Origin of the sequence: Streptomyces sp. NPDC050997 (genome assembly GCF_040660135.1) — a bacterium.
Taxonomy (GTDB): domain Bacteria; phylum Actinomycetota; class Actinomycetes; order Streptomycetales; family Streptomycetaceae; genus Streptomyces.
This window is the reverse complement of sequence record NZ_JBFAGK010000041.1, coordinates 2,165-26,827: the sequence shown is the minus strand read 5'-3', so window position 1 is coordinate 26,827 and position 24,663 is coordinate 2,165. Positions and strand designations below refer to the sequence as shown.

The window sequence follows — 24,663 nt, the reverse complement described above, 5'->3', positions numbered from 1 at the left end:
CCGAGAGTGGGGGAGTCGGCAACCGACGACAACGCGGCAGATGTGCGTGCCACACCCCGCGTCTGCGGCGTGATCCAAACGACAGGCCCTAGGGGGTGAAGCTGAACTCCTGTGCCCGGTGCGTCGAAAGCCCTTCCGGATCCGTCAGCCGATAGCGGTAGGTCTTGGCCCCCGTGGCGGAGAAGGCCCAGTCGAGCCGCCAGGCCTGCGGCTTTCCGACCCAGAACGACACCGGGTAGAGGCTGTCCGAGGAATGAGCCGCGTCCGTCAGGCCGTCCAGCCACCGCAACTCGCCGGAGCCCGGCACCAGGTTGAGCACGCCGGCCACCAGCTTGGGGTTGTCGTTGCCCTCGATGTCCCGCCGCAGGGCCTTCAGCATCACAGTCCGACGGCGGTCCAGATCGTCGACAATCCGGTAGAAGTCCGCGGAGAACGGACTGGTCTCCAAAGAGAACAGGTCCGGAAGGTGGACGTTGTAGAGGGAGACCTCCTTACCGTCCACGACGACATCCGTACGCAGCACCCGAATGTTCCAGTAATCGCCCCAGGAGGTGACCGGCTCGGGCAGTCGTGCCTTCACCACGGACTGCCTTTTGATCGGGAACCGTGACACGGTGAGCAGTTCCCCCGCCGACGCGAAGTGGTAGCCGGGAAAGGCAGCGCGCAGCCGGCCCTTGTCATCCACCGGTACCGGCTCACCGTCTCCTATCTCCATGTACTCCTGGAGCAGATAGACGTCTGCCTTGCGTTGTTTCAGGTAGCTGTAGAAATGGTCGGCATTGTTGTCCTGGTGCCACTCCAGCGTGTCCCAGGACATCACCTTCAGCGCGTCCTGGGGCGCCTGCTCCCGCGGGCCGATCGCCCGGAGGTTCAGCCCCGACTGGGGCACCGCGACGATCAGCGCCACCACGGCCAGGCCGACCAGCAGACGGCCTTCCCTAACCGGGCCGCGCACGCGCCGCAGGGCGATGGCCCCTCCCACCGCCAGCAGGACGACCGGCACCAGAACCAGGACGAGCGGCGGCAGCAGGTCGACCAGCACCCACCACCAGACGCGGCCCCCGAGCAGCGGCCGGACCGTGATCAGTAGGAGCCAGCCCAGCGCCGTGCCGATCAGTATCCGCATCAGGAGAACGCGCCGTCGGGCGCGGCGTCCCGGCACGGCCGGGCCGGTCTGCTCGCTGGACACCGGACCACCTTTCTCCGGCGCGGGAACGCCGGCTGGGCCACAAGAATGCGGCTCGTCGTTCTGGAATCGCAATACTGACCCGATGCGTCTCGTGCTGAAATACGCCGACGCTTTTGTGGCTCTCTTGCCGCTCTCCAGTTCTTCTTTTGTGGTTTTCACCTCAAGGAAAACCGCCCATGTCAACGTTTGGGCTCTGCCGTATTAAGGAAGTGATGGAATCGATTCCCTGATACTCGTTGACTGAAGGAGCTGCATCAGGCCGTGTTACAGAAAACGAACAATTCCGCCACCGCCCGCTCCCGACGGGCATGGCTCATACTCGTCGGCGCCGCGATGACGACGCCGCTCGTTCTCATGGCCGGTCCGGCCACCGCCGACTCTTCCCAGACACAGGTCACCAGCGCCGCGGACTGCCCCTCCAGCGGCTCCTTGTGTCTCTACGAGGGCACGAATTTCAGCGGCAGACAGTTCGCGGTCAGCTCCACCGGCTCAGATGGTGTCTGCGTCAGCTTGGTGGATCACGGCTGGGGCGAGCGCGCCCAGTCGGCGATCAACACCCACAGCGGCCACGCGGCCATGTTCCCCAACGACGACTGCCTCGGCCAGCCCTACTCGGTGCCTGGCAACTCCAGCCTGGACAGCTTCGGTTCCTTCACTCCCAAGAGCGTCTGGGTGCCCGCGGACCAGTAGGGCCTGTCCGAGGAAGCGTGGCCGGGCGAAGCGGGCGGTGACGGAACGGGGCCCTCCCACAGGTCGCACGCGGCTCCCGGCGTCGGCAGGGGCCGGCTCACATCAGGGTGGGCCGGCCCCGCCCGACGGTGCGTCAGCCCGTCATCGCCCAGAGCCACGTGTGCTGCCCGGCACTCAGGACCGGAAGGGACGCGCGTCAGTCCGCCTTGCCGCCGGGAAGGACGACGAGTTTGCCGCGGACATGTCCGGCCTCGCTGACACGGTGGGCCTCGGGGGCCTCTTCGAGGGAATAGGCGGCGGCGATCGGTACGGTCAGCTTCCCGGCCGCCGCGAGTGCCGCGGCCTCGGCGATCCGACCGGCGGCACCCTCCGCGTCGGCGGAGACCATCCGCACCCCCAGCCCGGCGGCCGAGAAGTCCGCGATCGTGACAACGCGGCCCGTACCACCGGCCACCTCTATCAGCGCGGGCAGCGAGCCACGGCCCGAGGCGTCGAGCACCGCGTCGACGCCGTTCGGGGCCACGGACCGAATGCGATCGGCAAGCCCCTCGCCATAGACCACCGGTGTCGCGCCGAGCGAGCGCAGGTATTCGTGATTGCTCTCCCGGGCGGTCCCGATGACATGGGCCCCCCGGTGCCTGGCCAGTTGGACGGCGACAGTCCCGACACCGCCCGCGGCTCCGTCGATGACGATCGTCTCGCCTTCGCGCACGTTCAGTTCGGCCAGGACGTGAAGGGCCGTGTTGGCGGCGACCGGAAGGGCCGAAGCCAGCTCCCAGGGCACTGAGGCGGGCTTCTTGGTGAGCATCTTCGCCTTGGCGAGCGCCACTTCGGCACAGCCGCCGAAGTCGATCGAGCCGAGCACCTCGTCGCCGACGGCGAACTCGGTGACACCGCGACCGACCGCGTCGATCACCCCCGCCACGTCACCACCGGGCACCACCGGGAACTCGACCGGAATGAACGACGCCGCCGCGCCGCTGCGGATCTTCCAGTCGATGGGGTTCACTCCTGCCGCGCGTACGACTAACCGGACCTCGCCCTCTCCCGGATCCGGAACTGGGTGTTCCACCACCTGCAGGACCTCTGGACCGCCGTACTCCAAAAATGCGATGGCGCGGTAATCTTCCCGCATGGACTTCCTCCTGAATGGTTGTCTGACGGTCGCCTGACGGCGAAATCGGAGCATAGCAACTACCCGCCGTACGACGGTCGTTCGAAAGCCGCAGTGCCCCGACCGCGCGCAGTGAGTGTTCCTTGAGCAAGGGCTTAGCGAGGCGGCCGACCGTGGTTACCGACAAGACCACGGTCAACTGGCCGAGTCCTGAGCAAGAGGAATTCATCTCATGGTGGACATAATGAGTCCTGACTCTCCGGCAAAGGAGCCGGACCAGAGGGGCGGGACACCGCCCCCCGTGACTGTCCGGCCTGGTGACCCACGCTACGACGACCTCGCCCTGCGGCACCGAAACGAGCGTTTTACCCAGCGCCCGGCATACTTTCAGCTGGCGTGGACCACCGAGCAGGTGGTAGCCGCGGTGAACGAGGCAGTTAGTACCGGGCGACCGGTTTCCGTGCGCAGCGGCGGGCATTCACTGGAGAATTCCGTAGGCGAGCACCCGAATGGCGTGGTCATCGACATGGCCGGCATGAACGCCGTGTATTACGACCCCGCGTACCGCGCCTTCGGTGTGGAGTCCGGGGCGACATTGGGGGAGGTTTTCCGTCTCCTCTACCTCAATTGGGGTGTCACCATTCCGGGTGGTTGGTGCCACTCCGTCTGCGTCGGAGGCCACATCCAGGGCGGCGGTTACGGCGCCCTGTCTCGCAGTCTCGGCTCGGTGGTGGACCACCTCTACGCGGTGGAGGTGGTGGTCGTGGACGACACCGGCAACGCCCGGGCTGTCGTGGCGACCCGCGATCCGGAGGATCCCCACCACGAACTGTGGTGGGCGCACACCGGTGGCGGCGGGGGCAACTTCGGTGTGGTCACACGGTATTGGCTGCGATCGCCCGGAGTGGAGGGCGACGATCCGACGACCCTGCTGCCCACGCCCCCGGTGTCGTTGCTCAGCGGAGCGGCCATGTGGTCCTGGGCCGATCTGCCGCGGGACAAGTTTCGTCGGCTGATGCACAACCACGCCGCCTGGCACGAAAAGAACAGCGCCCCCGACAGCCCCGGCCGGACCCTGCACTCAACGCTGATGATCACCTGTCGTGGAGAGCAGGACGCGCCGACCGACGTGCTGGTGTTCGCGATGCTGGACGGCAGTCGGCCCGACGCGCGCGCCATGTTGGACGGTTACCTGGACTCCCTCACCGACGGGGTCGGAGGCGTCCGCCAGACGGGTGAGCCGGCACCGTGGCTGTACGCGGTCATCCCGCCGGACGTCGACGCCGACTCCCAGCGGGGCGCCGAATACGCCCGGTACAAGGGGAAGGCGGGCTATCTCCGGCGCGGGTACACCGACCGGCAGCTGGACACCTTGTTCGACCACCTGACGAAGCCGCAGCCGAACCTGGACATCGGCAGGCTGTGGCTGGTCTCGTACGGCGGAAAGGTCAACGCCGTCGACCCGGCCGCCACCGCGCTGGCCCAACGGGACTCGATACTGAAGGCCGTCTACACCGCCACCTGGACCGATCCCGCGCACGACGACGAGAGCCTGGACTGGCTGCGCCGCTTCTACCGGGACGTCTACGCCGACACCGGTGGGGTTCCGGTCCCCGGCGAGATCAACGACGGCACGTACATCAACTACCCGGACACCGACCTGGCCGACCCCCGGTGGAACACGTCCGGGGTGCCCTGGCACGACCTCTACTACAAGGACAACTACCCGCGGCTACAGCGCGTCAAGAGCCGGTGGGATCCCCTCAACACGTTCCGGCATTCCCTGTCCATCCGCCCCGCAGAACCCGGAGGAGACACATGACCAGCACGGACGCCAGCAAGAGCGAGATCGAGACCGCGGTCCGCGACGTCCTGAACCGTCTTCAGGAGACCTGGACGGCCAACGACGCGGACGCGGTCGCCGACCTCTACACCGAAGACGCCACGCTGGTGATGACGGGCGTGTTCATCAACGGCCGGGAGGAGATCCGGAAGTTCATGGCCGAAGCCTTCGCAGGCCAGCTCGCCGGCAGCCGCCCGCACAACGTGCCGAGGATCATCCGCAAGGTCGGCGCGGACACCGCCGTTGTCAACAGTGACATCGGCCTCATCCTCGCCGGCAACGACGATGTCGCCGAAGGTGACGAGCGTGTGGCCACCTGGGCTCTCACGTTGCGGGACGGCCGCTGGCTGATCGCGGCCTATCACAACTGCCCCGTCGGCTGAGGACACCTGACACCATCCCGAGTGCACCACGGCGGCCCCGAGCGCCGTGGTGCACTCCCGTCCCGGGGCCGCCGGAAGGTTCCAGACCCACGGCGGCTCCTCGTTCTGGGAGCCCGAGACCATGCAGGTGCGCAAGCTCAAGGTGCAGGACGCGTATGAGCTCATCCCCCCGACGTTCCCCGACCAGCGCGGTGTCTACTGCGCGCCGTTCCAGGCCTCGGCGCTGGCCGAGGTGCTCGGCTACACTCCGGGCTTCGTCCAGGTGAGTCACGCGGTGTCGCACCGGGGCGCCGTACGGGGCCCGCACTACGCCGACGTCCCGCCGGGGCAGGCCAAGTACGCCTTCTGCACACAGGGATCGTTGCTGGATCTCATCATCGATGTCCGGGTGGGCTCGCCGACCTTCGGCAGGTGCGCGACCGTACGACTCGACTCGACCAGCTTTCACGCGGTCTACGTGGCCGAGGGTCTGGCTCACGCGGTCGTCGCGCTCGAACCCGACACCTCGCTCACCTACCTCACCTCGACCGGCTACAACCCGGCCGTCGAGCACGGCATCAACCCCACCGATCCGGATCTGGGCCTGGCCCTGCCGGAAGGCCTGGAGTTGATCGTGTCGGAGAAGGACCGCACGGCGCCGACCCTCGCCCAGGCACTCGCCGACGGTCGTCTCCCCCGCTACGAGGACTGCCTCGCGCATTACCGCCGGCTGCGGCGAGCCGCGGCCGCGGCGGCCTGAGCACTCAAACCTCCATGGATCTCCCGGGCAAGCCGGGAGATCCATGGAGTTGCGCCGCGGCCGATCAGGCCCCCTGGGGGTGTTGACCCGCAGGGTCGGTCACACGGCTACGAAGACCTCCGGGTTGATGACTCCTGGGCAGTTCCACCTCACCGGAGGTCCTCGCCATGATCAAGCCCGGCGACCGTCGACGACGCCTGTGATCAATACACCTAGACCGCCCGGTCGGGCACGGGCGTGCCTGCGCGGAGTGACGCGGTGACCTCCTGCAGCACCGCCGGCCAGGGCCGCGGTGCGGGCAGGCCTGATTCGGTCCACGCTCGGACACCCAGTACCGAATAGGCGGGCCTGGGCGCGGGACGCCCGAACTCGGCCGACGTACACGGCCGCACGCGACGGGGATCGGCACCGAGGCACGCGAACACCGCGCGCGCGAACTCGTACCAGCTCGCCCGGCCGGTGTTGACGTAGTGCAGCAGCCGCTCGGCGGGTCCGGCCCCCTCGGTGACACGCGCGGCCAGCGACAGCAGACCCGACGCCAGATCACCCGTCGAAGTGGGCGACCCCACCTGGTCGTTCACCACCGAGACCATGGCGCGTTCCTGCTCCAGTCGCGCCATGGTGCGGACGAAATTGGCGCTGTGGCTCGAGTACACCCAGGCCGTCCGGACGACCCACGCCCGGGCACCGGAACCGAGCACGGCCTGTTCGCCCGCGAGCTTGGTGTGTCCGTAGACGTTGAGCGGGTTCGCGGGGTCCGATGGTTCGTACGGTTCACACGCCTCGCCGTCGAAGACGTAGTCCGTGGAGACGTGGACGAGCGGGACGCCGTGCTCGCGGCACGCCGCGGCCAGGTAGCCCGGGCCCAGGGCGTTCACCAGGAACGCCCTGTCCTTGTCCGACTCGGCGGCATCCGCGTTGGTGTATGCGGCGGCGTTGATCACCACGGCGGGCAGACCACGCCGGCGTGCCGCGGCGACGAACCTGCCGAGCCCGGCCGCTGTCATCACCCGATCGGTGATGTCCAGTTCATGCGACGCGGGCGCGACCAGCAGGTTGTCCGGCGGGCTCACACGGGCCAGTTCGGTACCCAGCATTCCGCCTCCGCCCGGTACCAGGATCGCCAGAGCCATCAGGCGGCCCCCCGGAAACTGGGGACGGCCGGACCGGTGGCTCCCGCTCGCGTCCTCAGCGGTTCCCACCAGGAACGGTTCTCGGCGTACCAGCGCACGGTGTCGGCGAGTCCTGCGGCCAAGCCGGTCCGGGGCCGGTAGCCCAGCTCTGTCCGGATCTTGGAGTCGTCGATCGCGTACCGCAGATCGTGGCCGGGCCGGTCGGCCACCTGCCTGACCGCGTCCTCCCAGTCGGAACCGACCTCCCGCAGCAGTAGGGCGGTGAGCTCCCGATTGGTCAACTCGGTGCCGCCGCCGATGTGGTAGACGCTCCCCGAACTCCCGCCCTCCGCCACCAGTTGGACGCCACGGCAGTGATCGTCGACATGCAGCCACTCGCGGACGTTCTCGCCATCGCCGTACAGCGGCACCGTGCCGCCGTCCAGGAGGTTGGTGACGAAGAGCGGGATCACCTTCTCCGGGAACTGGTACGGCCCGTAGTTGTTGGAGCATCGTGTGATGCAGACCGACAGGCCGTACGTCCGGTGGTAGGCGAGCGCGAGCAGGTCCGCGCCGGCCTTGGACGCGGAATACGGCGAATTGGGTGCCAGAGGCTGGTCCTCGGACCACGAACCCTCGGCGATCGATCCGTACACTTCGTCCGTCGACACCTGGACGAACTTGCCGACACCCGCGTCCTGGCAGGCCCGCAGCAGTGTGTGCGTGCCTTGGATGTTGGTCCGTACGAACTCCGCCGCTCCGGTGATCGAGCGGTCCACGTGGGACTCCGCGGCGAAGTGCACCACGACGTCGGTCATCGGCAGAAGCTCGGCCAGCAGGTCCGCGTCGCAGATGTCTCCGATGACCAGCCGGAGCCGCTTGTCGTCGCGGACCGATGCCAGGTTGGCCTCGTTTCCCGCGTAGGTGAGTCTGTCCAGGACGACCACGGAGGCCCCGGCGAACGCCGGGTAGGCACCGCGGACGAGCTGGCGCACATAGTGCGACCCGATGAAGCCGGCACCCCCGGTCACCAGGATCCGCAACTGTCGCGACATCCCTTCCCCCCTTCCCTCAGTCGGCCTGCGCCGCTGCCATCACGTACCGGCCGTATCCGGAGTTCTGCTGTTTTCGGCCCAGCGCGTAGCAGGAGTCCGCGTCGATGAATCCCATCCGCAGCGCGATCTCCTCCAGGCATGCCATGCGCACGCCCTGTCGGTGTTCCAGCACCTGCACGAACTGGGCCGCGCTGAGCAGGCCGTCGTGCGTCCCGGCGTCCAGCCAGGCGAAGCCGCGTCCGAAGGCCTTCAGCCGTGCCCGGCCCAGGGCGATATAGGCCCGGTTGACATCCGTGATCTCAAGCTCGCCGCGCTGCGAGGGTGCGAGCTCGCGGGCGATCTCCACGACGTCGTTGGTGTAGAGGTACAACCCGGTGATCGCCTCCGAGCTCTTGGGCCGGGCCGGCTTCTCCTCGATGTCCACCAGGCGGCCCTCGGCGTCGAATTCGGCCACCCCGTACCGTTGCGGGTCGCGGACCGTGTGGCCGAAGAGCGTGCAACCGGTCAGGTCCCGCACGCTCGTCTGCAGGAGCTCGGACAGACCCTGGCCGTAGAAGATGTTGTCGCCCAGGATGAGGCTCACCGAATCGTCGCCGATGAAGCGGGCACCGATCCGGAACGCGTCGGCGATACCGGTCGGCTGCGGCTGTTCGGCGTAGGTGATGTCGAGGCCCAGTTCGGCCCCGTCGCCGAGCACCTGCCGGAAAATCGGCAGGTGTGTCGGCGTCGATATCAGGAGGATCTCCCGCACGCCGCCGAGCATCAGCGTCGACAGCGGGTAGTAGATCATGGGTTTGTCGTAGACCGGGAGCAGTTGCTTCGACATGGCCATCGTCAAGGGGTGCAGCCGGCTCCCGGTGCCTCCGGCGAGGATGATCCCTTTCATCGTCCAGCCGCCCCGGCGAGGTCAGCGGAAGTCATCGGCGTGCTCGAGGGTCCACTGCGCATACGACCTGCCGGGGCTGCCGATCAATTGCTGTCGCTGGTCGAGCACGGGCACCGGCCGCTTGTCCCACGTCTCCAGGTAGCGCAGGAGCTGGTCGACGACCTGGCTCCGGCCCCAGCGGCTCAGCGTCTCGCGGTACTGCTCGGGCTGGAGTTCCTCGAACCGGACCGGACGGCCGATGGCCTCGGAGATCAGGGCGACCTGCTCTCGCTGCGTGACCGGCGTCGGCCCACTCATGGCGTAGGTCACGCCGACGTGCCCGCCCTCGGTCAGCGTGAGCGCTGCCACGTCGGCGATGTCGTCCTCGTGAATGGGCGCGGAGTAGGACTCCGGGTAGGGCGCTCGGACCACGTTGTCCGCGCGGATCGCCTGTACCCACTGCAGGGTGTTGGTGGAGAACGTGCCGGCTCGCAGGAAGCTCCACGGAAGCGACGACTGGCCGAGCGCCCGCTCGACCTGGACGTGCATCTGCGCGATGGGGTTGGTGTCGGCGTCCAGGAAGGTCAGGGACCGCGTCGACAGGAACGTCACATGCTCGATCCCGGCCTCCTCCATGATCTCCACCTGGGCACCGACGGTGTCCGGCTTGGCGTAGAGGAAGACCTTGGAGACACCGTCGAGCGCGTTGGCGAGGGTCCGCGGACGGGCCAGGTCGACTTCGACGATCTCGGCTGCGCTGTCGAAGGAGGTCTTGGCGGGGTCGGAGCTGCCGATGCGTACCTTCTCGCCCGCGGCCAGAAGCTTCTTCGCGACGCTGCGGCCGACGTGTCCACGGCCACCGGTAACCAGAACAGTCACAGAGTTCTCCTCATGATGCGACAGGGAATGGGCGGACGATCAGCGGAACCCGCAGGCCGGCCCGTCACTCACGTGGGCATGGCTGGGATTCCTGATCGCGGTTACTTGACGATGTCCTCGAGCTTCGCCGCGATCTCCCGTGGTGCCGGCATGGCGCTGATCTCGTCCCGAACCTCGGCGGCGGTCTTCGCCAGTTCCGAGGACGCCAGGGTCTCGGCAATGAGCTCCGCGGTCAGTTGGGTCTTGTCAGCGGCGACGCCCAGCCCGCGCGTCGCCACCGCGTGCGCGTTGAAGTGCTGGTCGGCGCCGTGGGCCAGGATGATCTGCGGGACACCCGCGGACAGTGCGGCGAGGGTGGTGCCGGAGCCGCCATGGTGAACGACCGCGCTGCACGAGCCGAGCACGGCGTTCAACGGCAGCCAGCCCTCGAATCGGACGTTGGACGGAGCAGGCGGAATCTGCTCCTGGTCCACGTCACCGAGCGCGAACACGAACTCGGCGTCCACGGCGCTCAGTTGGGCCATCAGGTCCGGCAGTACGGCGAGCCCGCCGTACTTCGGCACGAAGGTGCCGAGCGTGACCAGCACGCGGCGCCGCCGCGGCTCTCGGAGCAGCCAGTCGGGCAGCGAGCCGACGTCCAGATAGGAGCCGTTGTAGGGGATGTGACGCATCAGCAGATGGTCGGAGCGCTGGGCGTTCATGCTGAGCGGCGTCGTCCTGACGGGCTGTACCAACCGGGGGGACCCGGAGATGTCGTACGCGTCATAGGTGGCCGCCATGGTGCTCCGCAACCGCTCGACCATGTCGGGCACCAGGGCGAAGAGATGGCTGATGGGCACGAGGGGCACGGAGAGCAGGCTCGCGATCAGCGGGCCGGAGCCTTGGATGTCGGTCGACACCACCACCTCCGGCCGCCACCCCCGGGCCAGTGACACCGCGCCGGGCGCGATGAGATCGGAGAGTTCACCGAACAGCTCCACGGCGGAGTTGACGTCGGCCTCCTCCATCACGCCTCCGCGGTACCAGACCAGCTGTCCGGAACTGCCGGTCTGCTCGGCTCTGCGCCGGAACGGTTCGGTCAGGTCGACCTCCTGACCCAGGTCGACGAAGGGAAAGCCCGCCTTGGCGCACTCTCGCATTCCGTCGCCGCCCCCCGCATAGAGGATTTCGTGGCCCGCGGACCGCAGCGCCCAGGCCAGCGGTATGGTCGCGAAGATGTCACTGGCCGTGGAATAGGTGCAGATCAAGATTCGCATGGCTCGGCATACGCCCTTTGTCGAGGTGTCAGCAATTCGTCCAACGCTGCTTCGAGGCTAGGAGCGCATGCTCTGAGGTCACTCAAGGAACACTTTCCGACGCCTACCGCACATGCCGACGCATTCCGGCCACTGCTTCCGGGGCCGCCGGTGGACGCGGCCCGCCCGAAGGACGTATCGTGCGGGCCACGCGTGACACGTTCTTCCGGTTACGACAGGGACACGCAGCTCGCGACCCGCGATTCCAGGATCTCCTGCTGCAGGTTCTGGATTCTCACGGAGGGTTCCAGACCGAGCTCGTCGACCAGGGAATGCCTCAGGCTCCGGAACACCTCCAGTGCCTGGACTCGATGCCCCAGCCGGTTCAGGCAGAACATCAGGTACTCGTGATAGCGCTCGTGACAGGGGTGCCGCAGCGCCAGCATCGACAGTTCGCTCACCAGCTCGCGGTGCCGGCCGAGCCGCAGTTCGCTTTCGATCCGGAGTTCCTGTGCGACCGTTCGGCGCTGCTCCAGGCGCGCGATCTCGGACTGGAGCGGAAGGCCGTGCTCGACGTCCGGAAGTATGGGGCCCGTCCAGAGCCCTTCCGCCTTCCTCAGTACTTCGATCGCCTTTACGTCGTCGCCGTTGACGATCGCTTTATCGCCAATGTCGACAAGTCGCAGGAATTCGTGAAGATCGAAGGGATGCCCTTCCAGCTGGAATTGGTATCCTTCGCTGCGAGTGACGAGGATTTCGTCGCGGACCCGACTCGCAGGCATGCCCAGGTCCCGGGCCAATCTGGTGCGCAGGTTGAGCACGTAGGTCTGCAGTGCGGTTCGCGCCCGCTTGGGCGGGTCGCTGGCCCATAATTCGTCGACGAACAGGTGGACCGGGACCGCCCGCGCGTAGTTGAAGAGCAGGAGCGCGAGCACCTTACGTTCCTTCGGCGCGCTGGGGGCCGCGTCGTCGCATTGTCTCCCGGTCATCGACAGATTGCCCAATATGGTGATCACCGATATATCCCCCTGTCCAGTCGGTACAGCCCGATGAATTTACTGTGGCCAGGCTCTGCGCTTCCGGGAATGACGTGCGGGACGCCGACCGTGTCGATCAGTCGGAACCATTCGAAGATAGGCCGTATCTGAAGCCTCTTCCGTAAAGTCTTCGTCAAGGCTGCTCGGACTACGTCGTGCAGGACTTCATGTGTCGCGCAGAGCAAATTTTGCGCCATGGGTGATTCAGTGTGGCGCGGGCCAAGTCATCGATGGGTTCCAGCCCAGCGCCGAGCGGGACAGCGCCGATACGGTGAAAACGGGCACGTCCGCGGCACCCGGTATTAAGCCTCTGAACCGGGCCGAATGCGGCACGTCTCCTGGCACCTTTCCTGACACTTGCAGCCGCAGCCACCTCCTGTATGGACGCTTCTGTGAAGTTCAGCCGACCGCGCAAGACGCTCGCCGCGGCGAGAATCACCTGCCGATTGCGAGCGGCGTCGAAACTCTCCTTTCTTGCCACCCGTACACCGGCACTCTTGGTATCCGCCCTACCGGCCCGAACCATACCCCGCACCGCACTGGATCAAAGGGCTGCTTTAGACTCGCTATGGTCGCGCTCTACGGACTCGTGACCGCTTTACTGCCGCGCGGCTGGTTCGCGACGGAGGCGGCGTGGACATTTCTCCGCAACGGTGCCGATTCATGTCCCCGGCCCCATAAGGCATGGTCCGGAGCACCGCAGAATGCCTCAAGGCGCCGACCGAACGGCTGGGATCGTCACCACGTTGGTCGGCACCGCCCGATGAGCGCTTGTGCTTTGCCGGCGAGCACTACCCGGCGTCGTAGGGGCACGCTCGGGCCGGCCTTCGGCCGGACACCATCGGGCCCGGTGCCCGGGTGTGGAGACCCGGACACCGGGCCCGAAGCGGTGTGGACGGCGTTCGTGCTCAGCGCGGCACGGAGAGGCGGAGCGGATGGTGGCTGATCGTGTCGATCTCCCAGCTCAACTCCGACTTCCAGCGCCCGATGAACTCACGCACTGCCGGGACGGTTGCGTACGATCGCAGCGCGTCGAGGTCTTCGAAGGCGAGTTGCGCTATCACGGCCAGGGGCGGACGGCCGTCCAGCGTGGCGAGTTGGGGCTGGTGGTCGAAGTCCCGCACCAGTCCGGTGCCGAGTGCGACCTCGCGTGCTTCCGCGAAGAACCGCTGCCGTGTCCCCTCGTCCAGCGGCTTCGAGAACCGGTAGATCAGAGTATGCGTGATCATCTGATGGAAGACCTTCCTTCGTGGCGTGATCCTCCAGAGTCGGCCGACCACCTCAGCCATCGCTCAAGAAGCCTTCCAGCGCCCTGTCCTGACACACCTTGAGTCCGGCTTGAGCCGGCCGGGCGAGATTCGGGCGGGTCGGATGCCGACCCACGCGTCGGCCGTTTCTGGGCGATGGGAGTTGAAGATGGCGGACGTCGTGGTGGTCGGCGCCGGCCCCGTGGGGCTGATGCTCGCCTGCGAGTTGCGTACAGCAGGCGTCTCCGTTGTGGTGCTGGACCGTCTCGCACGGCCGGATCCCGCGATCAAGGCCGGGTCCATCGGGCCTCTCGCCGTGGAAGCGCTGGAACGGCGCGGGTTGGCGAAAGAACTCCTCGCCACCGAACAGGACACACTCGAGCGCTATGCCGCCATGGCCGCCGCCGTACCCGGTGGAACGGACGAGGAGGCGGCAGGCCCCAAGGAACACTTCGCCGGGCTGGACAAGATCGACTCCAGCCGTTACGAGGGGGCCGGCCGCCGCAGGATGCGGGTCGAGCAGCCCGCCCTGGTGGAGATTCTGCTCCGCCGGACGGAAGAGCTGGGCGTCGAAGTCCGCCGTGAACACGATGTCGTCGAGGTCCGCCAGGATTCCGACGGCGTGGTCGTGACAGCCGAGACCCCGCGCGGCAGGCGAGCGGTCTGCGGGCAGTACGTCGTGGGATGCGACGGCGGTGACAGCATGGTGCGACGGCTCACCGGGTTCGGGTTCGAGGGCACCCCGGCGACGGTCACCGGGCGGCGAGGTGTGGTGGAACTGGCCGACCCCTCGGCGCTGAGCCCCGGATTCCAGTACGGCCCCGGTGGCGTGCTCGTCTTTGGGCTGGGCGTCAACCGGCTCGCCACGCTCGAGTTCGACGGACCTCCCGAAGACACCGACGGGCCGCTGACCACCGCCGAGCTGCGGGAGAGCGCACGAAGGGTCAGCGGCGCCGACGTGCCCATCACCGCCATGACCGCGGGGGGATACTTCACCGACCACGCCCACCAGGCGTCGACGTACCGGATGGGCCGCGTGCTCCTGGCCGGGGACGCCGCGCATGTGCACGCGCCCTTCGGCGGCCAGGGCCTGAACGTGGGCGTGGTCGACGCGGCCAACCTGGGCTGGAAGCTCGCCGCCGAGGTACTGGGCCACGCGCCGTCGGGCCTGCTGGACACCTACTGCGCTGAACGGCACCCCGTCGGTGCCCGGCTTTTGCACAACACACGGGCCCAGACGGCGTTGATGCGTCCCGACCCGCACAGCACGGCGCTGCGTGAGCTGTTCTCCGACCTCATGGACCTGCCCGAGGTGGACCGCTTTCTCGGCCGGATGCTGGCCGGCTTCGACATCCGCTACGAGCTGGGAGACGGTGATCCCCTGGTCGGCACCCTGCTTCCGAACCTGCCGCTGATGATGCGGAGCGACGGGGCCGGCGGCACCGTGGCCGACGTGACGCACACGGCGCGCGGCCTGCTGATCGATCTCGGGGAACGTAGCGAGGTAGGTGGGGCAGCCACCGGCTGGGCGGACCGGGTCGACCTGGCCACAGCCCGAAGGAAGCCCGACGGCGGCCTCGATGACGTCGAAGCCCTCCTGTCGCGCCCCGACGGCTGCGTGGCCTGGGTGCTGCGCAAGGGGAGCCCGTTCGACCTCGGCGGTCTGACCGCCGCACTCGAAAGGTGGTTCGGTGCCCCGCTCGACCTGTGAGGAAGACATTCGCCGGCCACGCACCGAGGGAGATTGATGTGACGAACGGAGTAGTCGCCGCGGCGGGCACCATCCTGTCGTCCGCCGCCGAGGTGACCGAGGTGGCCGCACGGTACGCCGCGGACGCCGACCGTGACCGGAGGCTCACGAAGGACGTGGTGGAGGCGTTGCTCGGCGCTGGTTTCGCCAGTCATTTCGTACCCGCTCGGCATGGCGGCTCGGCAGGGCGTTTCAGCGAGCTGATCGGCGCGTTGCAGACGCTGGCCGAAGAGTGCACCTCGGCTGCCTGGTGCGGAATGATTTTCGCGACGTCGGCCAGGATGGCGGGGTACCTCCCCGAGGACGGCCGGCAGGAGATCTGGAACGACGGTCCGGACACGGCCATAGCTGCGGCGTTCGTCCCCGCGGGCCACGTGACGAAGGACGCCGCAGGGTGGCGGTTGAGCGGTGAGTGGTCTTTCCTCAGCGGCGTCGACCATTCCGACTGGGCCCTTCTGTGCGGGACGGTGGCCGTGGACGGTCGGCCCACACGGCGGTTCTTCGCGGTGCCGAGACGGGACTACCGGATCAAGGACGTCTGGTTCACCGTCGGCATGCGCGGCACCGGCAGCAACACGGTGCTGCTGGATGACGTCTCTGTGCCGGAGCACCGGTCCTTCGGGGACGGTGCGCTGATGAACGGACAGGGCGGGAACCTGGGGTCCCCGTGCCACGACGTGCCGCTGCTCGCCGTGGCACCGCCGTTCTTCGCGGCGCCGGCGGTGGGCGCGGTCCGCGGAGCGCTGCGCCGGTGGTCGCAGTGGGGTGCCGGCGACAAGGGCGACAAGGGTCTGTCCGCTTCACTCGACGCGCGGTCCCAGGAGGTGCTGACCCGCTCGTCGGCGGAGGCCGACATCGCGCAACTGCTGCTGGAGCGTGCCGGACGGGTGGCGGACGCCGGCGCCGTGACGCCGGGAGAGGCCGTACGCAGTGCGAGGGACGCGGCCGTGGCAGCCGAGATCGCCGTGTCGGCCGTCGACCGGTTGTTCCGGGCGAGCGGGACCCGAGCCCAGGCGGAGACGCATCCCCTTCAACGGTCCTGGCGCGACGTGTCCGCCGTGGCCTCACATGCGGCGCTGCGATTCGAACGCAACAGTGAGCACTACGCACGCCACGTGTGGGGTGCGTGATCCGTCCGCCCTCCGGGGGCCCACCGGGCCCCCGGAGGGCGGCGGTGTCTCCATGTCCTTCCGGGCCGGGGTGGGCCCCTGACCGTGATGAGCGGTCCTGCCGACATCCAGGTCGAGGAACGCGCCCACGTTTCCAGGGGAGTTGAACGTGCCGACCATGGTGTCGGTGTCGTGCGTGCGCATACACGTCATGCGGACCTGCCGCCCGGGAGCTGTCCGGCAGCCACGCCGGCGTCAGCCACCGAGCGGCCCGGTCCACACCGGGAGCTCGGCCGGCGATCGGCGTGGTCGTTCTGCCAAGAGACGGCCGGGCGAGGAACGCCGAAGCCGTGCCGCCGTCGTCGCGCTCCGACGCTCTCCTCGTCCCGCGGCAGGTCGGGCACGGCCTCGCCGACAAGGCCGTGCCGTCGAGGCGCTCATGACCGCCGTGTCCGCGGTAGGTCCGGTCGCCCGGTGGGCGCCTCGATGACCTGGGCGGGCTACTTGGCGACCGTCTCAAGGCGGGCCGTGGCCACCGTGATCCGCCGACCAGGTCGGCAGTGGCACAAGGCGAAGGACCTCGCGGAGCGGCCACTCGCAAGCCGGGCCGTGCGGACCTACCCCTCGGCGGCCATCGGCGCTTCGGCCGGCGCCGGGTCCGCGGGCGCGTCCGGCAACAGCACGACCTGGCCCGCGTAGTTCAGGCCCGCACCGAAGCCGATCAGCAGAGCCGGCCCGCCGGAAGGCACCTCGCCGTCGCACAACAGCCGCTCCATGGCGAGGGGAATGGACGCCGCGGAGGTGTTGCCCGCCGTCACCACGTCCCGCGCCACGACCACATGCTCCGGGAGGGCGAGCCGGTCGGCGAGGACGTCGATCATGCGGGCGTTCGCCTGGTGCGGCACGAAGGCGACCAGGTCGTCGACCGAGACACAGGCGTCCTTCAGGGCCCGTCTGCCGGCCTCCACAACGCGGTCGACCGCCCAACGGAACACCCGCCGCCCGTCCATCTTCATCATCGGCCGGTCCAGCGCCGGATCGTCCCGGAACGCGGCCCAGGACGTGTTCATCCGCAACGCGTCGAGAAAGGCGCCGTCCGCGCCCCGGACGACCGGTCCGATCCCCGGTTGCGCGGAGGGACCGACCACCACCGCACCGGCGCCGTCGGCGAACATGAACGCCGTGTTCCGGTCACTGGGATCGACGATGTCGGTCATGCGTTCGGCACCGATCACCAACACGTGCCGCGCGTCGCCGGCACGCACCATGTCGCTGGCCACCGCCAGTGCGTGACAGAAACCGGCACACGCCGCGGAGAGGTCGAAAGCGGCGGTGTTCACCGCTCCCAACTCATGGGCGACGGCGATCGCCAGCGGCGGTGTCTGCACCAGATGGGACATACTCGCGAGAATGAGACAGTCGAGTTGTTCGCTGTCGATCCCCGCATGTCCCAGAGCTCGGCGGCCGGCCGCCGAGGCCATTGCACACAACGTTTCGTCCGGTGCGGCGAACCGCCGTGTACGGATTCCCGACCTCGTCTCAATCCATTCCTCGGACGAGTCGATCCGGGCACACACCTCCCGATTGGACACGACGCGCCGCGGACGATAGGTGCCCAATCCGGTGATCCTGCTGTGCCCTGTCGAGTTGAAGCCAAGGCGGCCAGCCCCCACGAGTTCCTCCTCAAGTTCTAGGTGTTCTCCAGTCCTCCGGGCGCCACAGTGCCGTGCCCGGCTCAAGCATCGTCAAAGGGTTTGCCGCAACGCCGTTCAGCGGTCCTTGAACCCTCCTTGAGGATCGAGCCGCACTGTCTCAGAACGTCGGAGTGCGACACCAGCCTTTTCGGGAGCCAATGATGAAGGAATTCACCCTTTTCGACCTGCGGCAGTCGGTGGCCGCCTGCGTCGGAAGCGATAACGCGGATGTCATCGACCAGGCGTCGCTCGACGTCTCGTTCACAGATCTCGGTCTGGATTCGCTCGCCGTGTACGAGCTGATCACCCGGCTGCAGGACGACCTGTCACTGGCCATCACGGACGAGGAGATCGATGAGCTGAAGACACCGCGGCTGCTCATCGACCACGTCAACGAACGGTTCGGACACACGGCCGCTCAGGGGGCCGACGCGTGAACCCGCGGGCCGGCACCGAGGGACGCCGCGCCACGGGGCAGGGGACCGCGCCGTCGGGCGATGTGTCGCCGGCCCGGTCCAGGTGAGCGCGCACCGGGCAGAGCGCCTGCCGGTCGCACTGCTCCTGCCGGGACAGGGGGCGCAGCACCGCGGGATGGCGGCCGAACTGTACGGGCAGGAGGCGGTGTTCACTGCCGTCCTGGACGAGTTCTTCGAGTACATGGGCAAGGAGGGCTGCGCGCTTCGCGACGAGTGGCTGGCCGACCCGCCCGACCTGGTGATCGATGACGCCTCCCGCGCTCAGCCGCTGCTGTTCGCCACCGGTTACGCGCTCGGCCGCAGCCTGGAGAGCCGGGGAATCCGTCCGGCGGCCCTGCTCGGGCACAGTGTCGGGGAACTGGCGGCGGCGGCGCTCGCCGGGGTGTTCGGGCTGCGGGATGCCGCCATGCTGATGCGGGAACGCACCGCCGCGACCGTCGCGGTGCCCGCAGGGGGCATGCTCGCCGCCGCCGCGTCGGTCGAGGAACTGCGGCCGTACCTTGACTCCGACGCAGGGGTGAACAGCGTGGTCGTGGGCGCCCGCAACGGGCCGAGACAGACCGTGCTCGCCGGTGCCGAACCGCAACTGTCGTCCGTCGAAAGGCTGTTGCGCGACCATGGCGTGTCCTGTCGGCGCGTCGCGGCCCGGCAGCCGTTCCACAGTCCCGCGATGGCACATGCGGTCGGCCGATTCGAACGTGCCTTCTCCACCATCGAGATGCGGCCGCCGAGAGTGCCCATATGGTCGACGGCGACCGGTGCGCGACTGCGCGGGGAGCAAGCGACGGATCCCGCGTTCTGGGCATGGCAGCTCGCCAATCCGGTGCAGTTCTGGCCGGCTCTGGACGCCATGCTGAGGAGTCGTGATTTCCTCCTTGCCGAAACCGGGCCGGGGCAGGGGCTGTGCATGCTGGCCCGTCTCCATCCCCGAGTACGTCAGGGCCATTGCGAGGTTGTCCCGCTGCTGCCGTCCGGAGCGGACGGAGCATTGCGCACCTACCGGGCCGCGGTCACGCGGATGAAACAAAACAATCCTTGAGTGAGCTTTGAGCTTGATCGGCGACGCTCGAATAGGTGAAGAACGCGAAATCATTCCTGCAAAGGAGAGGTGCTGATGACCCTCGAAGACCTGCGGCGGATGCTGGCCGATTGTGCGGGAGAGGGCGATACCGTCGGAATTCAGGACGACATTTCCGACACTCCGTTCACTGATCTCGGCTACGACTCGCTGGCCCTTCTGGAGACCATCGCACGCATCGAGCGGGATTTCGGTGTCGCTCTGCCGGAAGATCTGGTTGCCACTCTGGACACACCTCGTTCCTTGCTCGCCGAGGTCCAGAAGGCATCGGTCCCGGTGGACTGACAAGAATTCCGCGGACCGGCAAGAAATCGTGGAGCGAAGAGGATACAGGGAGAAGAAGTGATCGTACACACGCTGATCTACCGCTTTCCGGACGAGGTTTCCGAGGAGGCACGCTCGGAGTTCTTCGAGACCATGCGCGCCCTGGTCCTGAAAACGGGCCTGGTGAAGGGCTTCGACCACAAGCCACACCTGTGGCTGCCCGCCGACGACCGTGCCCGCGGCATGACGGCCGCCTCGATCGCCCAGTTCACCTGTGACGACCTGGAGTCGCTGCAGAAGTTCTCCGAGCTGCCGGAGGTCTACGACTTCGTCACCTCCTGGAAGGCGCGGTTGCAGTTCGAGGCGGCCTACGCCAACCACGAGGCGCTGACGCCGTCGAGCGACGTCCCGTCCTGACCCGGCGACCTGAAAGGACCAGCCATGTCCCATCACGCGGAACACACAGTGACCGTCGACGCTCCCCTGAACCTGGTGTGGGACGTTCTCGTCGACGTCAAGGGATACTCCCGTATCTTTCCGCCGACACGCGAGGTGAACCTGCTGGAGGAGTCGGCGACCCACCAGGTGGTCCGGCTGCACGTCGACGTCGGCGGCGAGGAGCAGTCGTGGGTGTCGCGCCGTGACATCGATCCCCGACAACACGTCATCGCGTACAGCCAACTGGAGACCGCGCCGATCGTCGGCCGTATGGGAGGCGACTGGCGCGCCTTCCCGCTCGGCGCCGGCCGCACCCAGCTCGTCCTGACGCATGACTTCGCCGCCCGGGAGCCGGTGGACGGCAAGGTCGCGGGCCGATTCTCCTTCGAGGAGGCGGACGCCATGCTGCGGGCAGCGGTGGAACGCAACAGCGTGGCGGACCTGAACGCGGTGAAGACCGAGGCCGAGGACCGTGCGCAACGGACGGAGGGCGCGTGATGCCCCGGTTCATCGACCTGAGTGTGGCCGTGCGGTCGACACCGAGCGAGGCCACGCCGGTGACGGTGGAGCTGCTCGACCACCGTACCGGCGCCACGGTCCTGGGTCTCAGCCCGGAGGACTTCCCGGACGGCATGGCGATCTCCAACGAGACGGTCACCCTCACCACGCACACCGGAACGCACATGGACGCGCCGTTGCACTACGGGCCCCTCAGCGGGGGAGTGCCGGCGAAGAGCATCGATCAGGTGCCGCTCGAGTGGTGTTACGGACCGGGCCTGCGGCTCGACGTACGTCATGTGCCCCCGGGCCACGAGATCACCGTCGACCATCTCACCGCCGCCATCGACGACGCCGGGCATGAACCCGAGCCCGGTGACATCGTCCTGCTGTGGACAGGCGCGGACGCGCTGTGGGGAACGGCGGAGTACCTGACCTCCTACCCCGGGCTGAGCGGCAAGGCCACCGCCTTCCTGGTGGAACGGGGTGTGCGGGTCATCGGCATCGACGCCTGGGGACTGGACCGTCCCATGCACGAGATGATCGAGGAATACCGGCGGACCGGCGACAGCTCGGTCTTGTGGCCCGCGCACGTGTACGGCCGCACCCGGGAGTACCTCCAGTTGGAGAAGCTCACGCGGCTCGGCACACTTCCCGGTGCCACCGGGTTCACGGTGGCCTGCTTTCCGGTGTCCGTCCACGGTGCCGGCGCGGGTTGGACCCGGGTGGTCGCCGTCCTGGGCGGTCCTGAGTGACCGCACCGACGGCGGTGCTGCGCCTGGCGCTCGATCCGGCTGCGCAGGATCTGCTGTTCCGAGAGGCCAGGACGGCGAACACCTTCACGTCCGAACCGGTGACGGACGAGCAGATCCGGGCCGTCCACGACCTGGTGAAGTACGCCCCCACGTCCATGAACCAGCAGCCGCTGCGGATCGTGCTCGTGCGGTCGGCGGAGGCACGGGAGCGGCTCGTACGGCACATGGTGGGCAACAACGCGGCGAAGGTGAGTGCCGCGCCGCTGGTGGCGCTGCTCGCTGCGGACTACGAGTTCCACGAGAAGCTGCCCAGGCTCTTCCCGCACCGACCAGAGGTCCGCGAGCTGTTCGCCGACCGTGCGGTGCGCGAGGAGTCGGCACGCTTCAACGCCACTTTGCAGATCGCCTACTTCATCCTCGGAGTACGAGCCGCGGGGCTGGCCGCCGGTCCGATCGTGGGATTCGACACCGAAGGCCTCGACAGGGAGTTCTTCGGTGCGCGCGAGCAGCGCACCGCCACGGTCCTCACCGTCGTCAACCTGGGCAAGCCCGCCGAGAACGCCTGGTCCGCCAGGCTTCCGCGGCTCGACTTCCACGAGGTTGTCACCACGGTCTGAACAGGATGTGTCCATGTCTGGCGTAGGGGGAGACTCGTCATGAACCGCCGTGTGGTAATCACGGGATTAGGAGTTATGGCACCCGGTGGGGCAAGCACGAAGGAATTCGTGGACCTGCTGACCTCCGGGCGCACTGCCACCCGACGTATTTCCTTTTTCGACCCGTCGCCGTTCCGCTCGCAGGTGGGCGCGGAATGCGACTTCGACCCCGAGGCGGCCGGGCTGACGCACCGGCAGATCCGCCGGATGGACCGGGCTACGCAGCTCGCCACCATCTCCACCCGGGAGTGCCTGGCCGACAGTGGGCTGGCGTTCGAGGAGCTCGATCCCGGCCGGATCGGCGTCAGCGTCGGCACGGCGGTCGGCGCGACCACCAGTTTGGAACGCGAGTATCTCGCGCTGTCGGACACCGGACGGGAGTGGCTGGTCGACCCCGCATACCTGTCACCGCACATGTTCGACTACTTCGTGCCGAGCTCGCTGTCGGCCGAGGTGGCGTGGCAGGTGGGCGCTGAGGGGCCGGCCACCATCGTGTCTTCGGGATGCACGTCGGGCCTCGACTCGGTCGGACACGCCTATCAGCTCGTCGCCGAGGGTTCCGCCGACGTGATGGTGACCGGCGCCGCCGACGCGCCGATCTCACCGATCGCGGTGTCCTGCTTCGACGCCATCAAGGCCACCACCTCGCGCAACGACGACCCCGAACACGCATCCCGTCCCTTCGACCGGACCCGCGACGGATTCGTCCTCGCCGAGGGTGCCGCCATGCTCGTCCTGGAGGAGCGCGAGCATGCGAGGCGCCGCGGGGCCCACATCTACGCGGAGATCACCGGCTATGCCACGCGCTGCAACGCGTACCACATGACCGGTCTCAAGCCCGACGGGCGGGAAATGTCAGCGGCGATCACCGCGGCACTCGACGAGTCCCGGATCGACCCGACCGCGGTGGGCTACGTCAACGCGCACGGTTCCGGGACGAAGCAGAACGACCGACACGAGACCGCCGCGTTCAAGAGCGCGCTCGGCCCCCATGCCTACGAGACACCGGTCAGTTCGATCAAATCCATGGTCGGACATTCGCTGGGCGCGATCGGCTCCATCGAGATCGTGGCCTGCGCGCTGGCCATCCGGCACGGTTTCGTGCCGCCCACCGCAAACCTGCACGAAGCCGATCCCGAGTGCGACCTGGACTACGTGCCGCTGACCGCGAGGCAGCAGCGGGTGGACACCGTGCTCAGTGTCGGCAGCGGATTCGGCGGATTCCAGAGCGCGATGGTCATTCGACGTGAAGGAGAGGTTCGATGAGGTCGCCGGCAGTCGTCACCGGGATCGGGGTGATGGCCCCGAACGGAACAGGCGGAGACGAGTTCTGGAAGGCCACGCTGGAAGGGCACAGCGGCATTCGCACGATCGCCGGGTTCGATCCGTCACGGTATCCGGTGCGGCTCGCCGGCCAGATCCCCGACTTCGAAGCCGAACAGCATTTGCCCAGCCGGCTGTTGCCGCAGACCGACCGGGTTACCAGGCTTGCCCTGGTCGCCGCGGACATGGCGCTGACGGATGCCGGAGTCGACTCCGGCGAATTGCCGGAGTACGGGATGGGCGTCGTCACGTCCAATGCCACGGGCGGCTTCGAGTTCACCCACACGGAGATCAACAAACTCTGGACCAAGGGCTCCCGGTTCGTCAGTGTGTACGAATCGTTCGCCTGGTTCTACGCGGTCAACACGGGCCAGATCTCCATCCGGCACGGCATGCGCGGGCCGAGCGCGGTACTCGTCGCCGAACAGGCGGGCGGGCTGGACGCGGTGGGCCACGCGCGTCGCACCATACGCAGGGGGACCGCTCTCTCGGTCACCGGTGGGGTCGAGTCGTCGTTCGATCCCTGGGGCTGGGTGTCGCACATCGCCAGCGGCCGGCTGAGCAGGCACGAGGACCCGCAGCAGGCGTACCGTCCGTTCGACTCGCAGGCGAGCGGATACCTGCCCGGCGAGGGAGGTGCCATCCTGGTCCTGGAGGACCCGGAGGAGGCGCGCCGCAGAGCCGCGCCCCATGTCTACGGTGAGATCGCCGGGTACGCGGCGACCTTCGACCCCAGGCCGGGTTCGGGCAGGCCGCCGGGGTTGCGACGGGCCGCCGAACTCGCCCTCGACGACGCCCGCATGCGACCCGACGAGATCGAGGTGGTCTTCGCCGACGCCGCGGGGGTCCCGGAACTGGACGGGGTCGAAGCCGAGGCGATCGCCGGCCTGTTCGGTCCGTACGCCGTTCCCGTCACCGCCCCGAAGACACTGACCGGTCGGCTGTACTCCGGCGGCGGTCCGCTGGACATCGCCTCGGCGCTCTATGCGATCCGGGACGAGGTCATTCCGCCGACGTTCCACGTGACCGACGTCCCGCCGGACTACCAGATCGACCTGGTTCGCGACACGCCCCGCAACCGACCGGTCAGGTCCGCCCTGGTGCTGGCGCGGGGGAAGGGCGGATTCAACTCCGCAGTGGTCGTACGGGCCGTCAGGGGGGCATCGGCATCCTGACCCGTCGTTCAGCCCTTTGGCCCGTCGTGGCCCCGGTGCGCCGGGGCGGCGGCCTGCGG

General features: G+C 68.0%; 25 protein-coding genes. 15 read left to right on the top strand and 10 right to left on the bottom strand.

Going from position 1 to position 24,663, the window contains the following annotated elements:
* Positions 1–88 precede the first annotated feature (88 nt).
* Entirely contained in the window at positions 89–1,189 is a 1,101-nt protein-coding gene (locus AB0H86_RS43330; RefSeq protein ID WP_362451766.1) for an endonuclease/exonuclease/phosphatase family protein, read from the bottom strand.
* A 261-nt stretch (positions 1,190–1,450) separates the two neighbouring features.
* Here AB0H86_RS43330 and AB0H86_RS43325 point away from each other — a divergent pair, with 261 nt between their 5' ends.
* The gene (locus AB0H86_RS43325) at positions 1,451–1,879 is read left to right on the top strand and encodes a peptidase inhibitor family I36 protein (protein WP_362451764.1); all 429 of its coding nucleotides are present in this window, start codon (positions 1,451–1,453) and stop codon (positions 1,877–1,879) included.
* A gap of 196 nt (positions 1,880–2,075) precedes the next feature.
* Here the strand turns inward: AB0H86_RS43325 and AB0H86_RS43320 are convergent, their stop codons facing one another.
* Positions 2,076–3,014 carry an NADP-dependent oxidoreductase gene (locus AB0H86_RS43320; RefSeq protein ID WP_362451762.1) on the bottom strand — a complete coding sequence of 313 codons (939 nt, stop codon included), beginning with the start codon at positions 3,012–3,014 and terminating at the stop codon, positions 2,076–2,078.
* A gap of 211 nt (positions 3,015–3,225) precedes the next feature.
* Between AB0H86_RS43320 and AB0H86_RS43315 the strand changes: the two genes are divergently transcribed.
* The 3 genes from AB0H86_RS43315 (at position 3,226) to rfbC (ending at position 5,958) form a co-directional block, all read left to right on the top strand.
* Positions 3,226–4,815, top strand: coding sequence for an FAD-binding protein (locus AB0H86_RS43315; RefSeq protein WP_362451759.1), 1,590 nt, complete (start codon positions 3,226–3,228; stop codon positions 4,813–4,815).
* Positions 4,812–5,219: an SgcJ/EcaC family oxidoreductase gene (locus AB0H86_RS43310; RefSeq protein WP_362451757.1), complete on the top strand. Its 408-nt coding sequence runs from the start codon at positions 4,812–4,814 to the stop codon at positions 5,217–5,219. Before AB0H86_RS43315 ends, AB0H86_RS43310 begins: the two co-directional genes overlap by 4 nt.
* A gap of 121 nt (positions 5,220–5,340) precedes the next feature.
* Positions 5,341–5,958, top strand: coding sequence for a dTDP-4-dehydrorhamnose 3,5-epimerase (rfbC, locus tag AB0H86_RS43305; protein ID WP_362451755.1), 618 nt, complete (start codon positions 5,341–5,343; stop codon positions 5,956–5,958).
* Positions 5,959–6,170: 212 nt separating this feature from the next.
* Here rfbC and rfbD read toward each other — a convergent pair whose 3' ends face one another.
* The 7 genes from rfbD to AB0H86_RS43270 all read right to left on the bottom strand — a co-directional run bounded on the left by rfbD (position 6,171) and on the right by AB0H86_RS43270 (position 13,370).
* On the bottom strand, positions 6,171–7,091 hold the full coding sequence (gene rfbD, locus AB0H86_RS43300; protein WP_362451753.1) for a dTDP-4-dehydrorhamnose reductase: 921 nt from the start codon (positions 7,089–7,091) through the stop codon (positions 6,171–6,173).
* Positions 7,091–8,125: a dTDP-glucose 4,6-dehydratase gene (rfbB, locus tag AB0H86_RS43295; protein WP_362451751.1), complete on the bottom strand. Its 1,035-nt coding sequence runs from the start codon at positions 8,123–8,125 to the stop codon at positions 7,091–7,093. Before rfbB ends, rfbD begins: the two co-directional genes overlap by 1 nt.
* 16 nt (positions 8,126–8,141) lie before the next feature.
* Positions 8,142–9,011, bottom strand: a complete 870-nt coding sequence (gene rfbA, locus AB0H86_RS43290) for a glucose-1-phosphate thymidylyltransferase RfbA (RefSeq protein ID WP_362451748.1) — start codon at positions 9,009–9,011, stop codon at positions 8,142–8,144.
* 21 nt (positions 9,012–9,032) lie between these two features.
* Entirely contained in the window at positions 9,033–9,869 is an 837-nt protein-coding gene (locus AB0H86_RS43285) for an NAD(P)H-binding protein (protein ID WP_362451745.1), read from the bottom strand.
* Between the two features lie 101 nt (positions 9,870–9,970).
* Positions 9,971–11,125 carry a nucleotide disphospho-sugar-binding domain-containing protein gene (locus AB0H86_RS43280; protein WP_362451743.1) on the bottom strand — a complete coding sequence of 385 codons (1,155 nt, stop codon included), beginning with the start codon at positions 11,123–11,125 and terminating at the stop codon, positions 9,971–9,973.
* 209 nt (positions 11,126–11,334) lie between these two features.
* Positions 11,335–12,120 carry an AfsR/SARP family transcriptional regulator gene (locus AB0H86_RS43275; protein ID WP_362451741.1) on the bottom strand — a complete coding sequence of 262 codons (786 nt, stop codon included), beginning with the start codon at positions 12,118–12,120 and terminating at the stop codon, positions 11,335–11,337.
* A gap of 929 nt (positions 12,121–13,049) precedes the next feature.
* Positions 13,050–13,370, bottom strand: a complete 321-nt coding sequence (locus AB0H86_RS43270) for a hypothetical protein (protein ID WP_362451739.1) — start codon at positions 13,368–13,370, stop codon at positions 13,050–13,052.
* A 142-nt stretch (positions 13,371–13,512) separates the two neighbouring features.
* Between AB0H86_RS43270 and AB0H86_RS43265 the strand changes: the two genes are divergently transcribed.
* Together AB0H86_RS43265 and AB0H86_RS43260 are read left to right on the top strand one after the other, a co-directional pair.
* Positions 13,513–15,099 (top strand): FAD-dependent monooxygenase, encoded by a 1,587-nt coding sequence (locus AB0H86_RS43265; protein ID WP_362451737.1) that lies wholly within the window; start codon positions 13,513–13,515, stop codon positions 15,097–15,099.
* A gap of 38 nt (positions 15,100–15,137) precedes the next feature.
* Positions 15,138–16,268: a hydrolase gene (locus tag AB0H86_RS43260; RefSeq protein WP_362451735.1), complete on the top strand. Its 1,131-nt coding sequence runs from the start codon at positions 15,138–15,140 to the stop codon at positions 16,266–16,268.
* Positions 16,269–16,864: 596 nt separating this feature from the next.
* Here the strand turns inward: AB0H86_RS43260 and AB0H86_RS43255 are convergent.
* Positions 16,865–17,920 carry a beta-ketoacyl-ACP synthase III gene (locus AB0H86_RS43255; RefSeq protein ID WP_362451771.1) on the bottom strand — a complete coding sequence of 352 codons (1,056 nt, stop codon included), beginning with the start codon at positions 17,918–17,920 and terminating at the stop codon, positions 16,865–16,867.
* 152 nt (positions 17,921–18,072) lie between these two features.
* Between AB0H86_RS43255 and AB0H86_RS43250 the strand changes: the two genes are divergently transcribed.
* The 9 genes from AB0H86_RS43250 to AB0H86_RS43210 all read left to right on the top strand — a co-directional run bounded on the left by AB0H86_RS43250 (position 18,073) and on the right by AB0H86_RS43210 (position 24,604).
* Positions 18,073–18,378, top strand: coding sequence for an acyl carrier protein (locus AB0H86_RS43250; RefSeq protein ID WP_362451733.1), 306 nt, complete (start codon positions 18,073–18,075; stop codon positions 18,376–18,378).
* A gap of 82 nt (positions 18,379–18,460) precedes the next feature.
* Positions 18,461–19,456 carry an acyltransferase domain-containing protein gene (locus AB0H86_RS43245; protein WP_362451732.1) on the top strand — a complete coding sequence of 332 codons (996 nt, stop codon included), beginning with the start codon at positions 18,461–18,463 and terminating at the stop codon, positions 19,454–19,456.
* Positions 19,457–19,531: 75 nt separating this feature from the next.
* Positions 19,532–19,780, top strand: coding sequence for an acyl carrier protein (locus AB0H86_RS43240; protein ID WP_362451730.1), 249 nt, complete (start codon positions 19,532–19,534; stop codon positions 19,778–19,780).
* A 57-nt stretch (positions 19,781–19,837) separates the two neighbouring features.
* Positions 19,838–20,176, top strand: coding sequence for a hypothetical protein (locus AB0H86_RS43235; protein ID WP_362451728.1), 339 nt, complete (start codon positions 19,838–19,840; stop codon positions 20,174–20,176).
* Between the two features lie 24 nt (positions 20,177–20,200).
* A complete protein-coding gene (locus tag AB0H86_RS43230) occupies positions 20,201–20,695 on the top strand; it encodes an aromatase/cyclase (protein ID WP_362451726.1) in 495 nt (164 codons plus the stop codon).
* On the top strand, positions 20,695–21,450 hold the full coding sequence (locus AB0H86_RS43225) for a cyclase family protein (protein ID WP_362451724.1): 756 nt from the start codon (positions 20,695–20,697) through the stop codon (positions 21,448–21,450). The genes AB0H86_RS43230 and AB0H86_RS43225 overlap by 1 nt, the downstream gene beginning before the upstream one ends.
* Before the next feature lie 17 nt (positions 21,451–21,467).
* The gene (locus AB0H86_RS43220) at positions 21,468–22,067 is read left to right on the top strand and encodes a malonic semialdehyde reductase (protein ID WP_362451769.1); all 600 of its coding nucleotides are present in this window, start codon (positions 21,468–21,470) and stop codon (positions 22,065–22,067) included.
* 39 nt (positions 22,068–22,106) lie between these two features.
* Positions 22,107–23,372, top strand: coding sequence for a beta-ketoacyl-[acyl-carrier-protein] synthase family protein (locus AB0H86_RS43215; protein ID WP_362451721.1), 1,266 nt, complete (start codon positions 22,107–22,109; stop codon positions 23,370–23,372).
* A complete protein-coding gene (locus AB0H86_RS43210; RefSeq protein WP_362451719.1) occupies positions 23,369–24,604 on the top strand; it encodes a ketosynthase chain-length factor in 1,236 nt (411 codons plus the stop codon). The genes AB0H86_RS43215 and AB0H86_RS43210 overlap by 4 nt, the downstream gene beginning before the upstream one ends.
* The last annotated feature ends 59 nt before the right edge of the window (positions 24,605–24,663 follow it).

Excerpts from the sequence above, each read along its gene's own strand:
- AB0H86_RS43320 (WP_362451762.1), bottom strand. The coding sequence starts at position 3,014 with ATGCGGGAAGATTACCGCGCCATCGCATTTTTGGAGTACGGCGGTCCA.
- AB0H86_RS43315 (WP_362451759.1), top strand. The coding sequence starts at position 3,226 with ATGGTGGACATAATGAGTCCTGACTCTCCGGCAAAGGAGCCGGACCAG.
- AB0H86_RS43310 (WP_362451757.1), top strand. The coding sequence starts at position 4,812 with ATGACCAGCACGGACGCCAGCAAGAGCGAGATCGAGACCGCGGTCCGC.
- rfbC (WP_362451755.1), top strand. The coding sequence starts at position 5,341 with ATGCAGGTGCGCAAGCTCAAGGTGCAGGACGCGTATGAGCTCATCCCC.
- rfbD (WP_362451753.1), bottom strand. The coding sequence starts at position 7,091 with ATGGCTCTGGCGATCCTGGTACCGGGCGGAGGCGGAATGCTGGGTACC.
- rfbB (WP_362451751.1), bottom strand. The coding sequence starts at position 8,125 with ATGTCGCGACAGTTGCGGATCCTGGTGACCGGGGGTGCCGGCTTCATC.
- rfbA (WP_362451748.1), bottom strand. The coding sequence starts at position 9,011 with ATGAAAGGGATCATCCTCGCCGGAGGCACCGGGAGCCGGCTGCACCCC.
- AB0H86_RS43280 (WP_362451743.1), bottom strand. The coding sequence starts at position 11,125 with ATGCGAATCTTGATCTGCACCTATTCCACGGCCAGTGACATCTTCGCG.
- AB0H86_RS43270 (WP_362451739.1), bottom strand. The coding sequence starts at position 13,370 with ATGATCACGCATACTCTGATCTACCGGTTCTCGAAGCCGCTGGACGAG.
- AB0H86_RS43265 (WP_362451737.1), top strand. The coding sequence starts at position 13,513 with ATGCCGACCCACGCGTCGGCCGTTTCTGGGCGATGGGAGTTGAAGATG.
- AB0H86_RS43240 (WP_362451730.1), top strand. The coding sequence starts at position 19,532 with ATGACCCTCGAAGACCTGCGGCGGATGCTGGCCGATTGTGCGGGAGAG.
- AB0H86_RS43230 (WP_362451726.1), top strand. The coding sequence starts at position 20,201 with ATGTCCCATCACGCGGAACACACAGTGACCGTCGACGCTCCCCTGAAC.
- AB0H86_RS43225 (WP_362451724.1), top strand. The coding sequence starts at position 20,695 with ATGCCCCGGTTCATCGACCTGAGTGTGGCCGTGCGGTCGACACCGAGC.
- AB0H86_RS43215 (WP_362451721.1), top strand. The coding sequence starts at position 22,107 with ATGAACCGCCGTGTGGTAATCACGGGATTAGGAGTTATGGCACCCGGT.
- AB0H86_RS43210 (WP_362451719.1), top strand. The coding sequence starts at position 23,369 with ATGAGGTCGCCGGCAGTCGTCACCGGGATCGGGGTGATGGCCCCGAAC.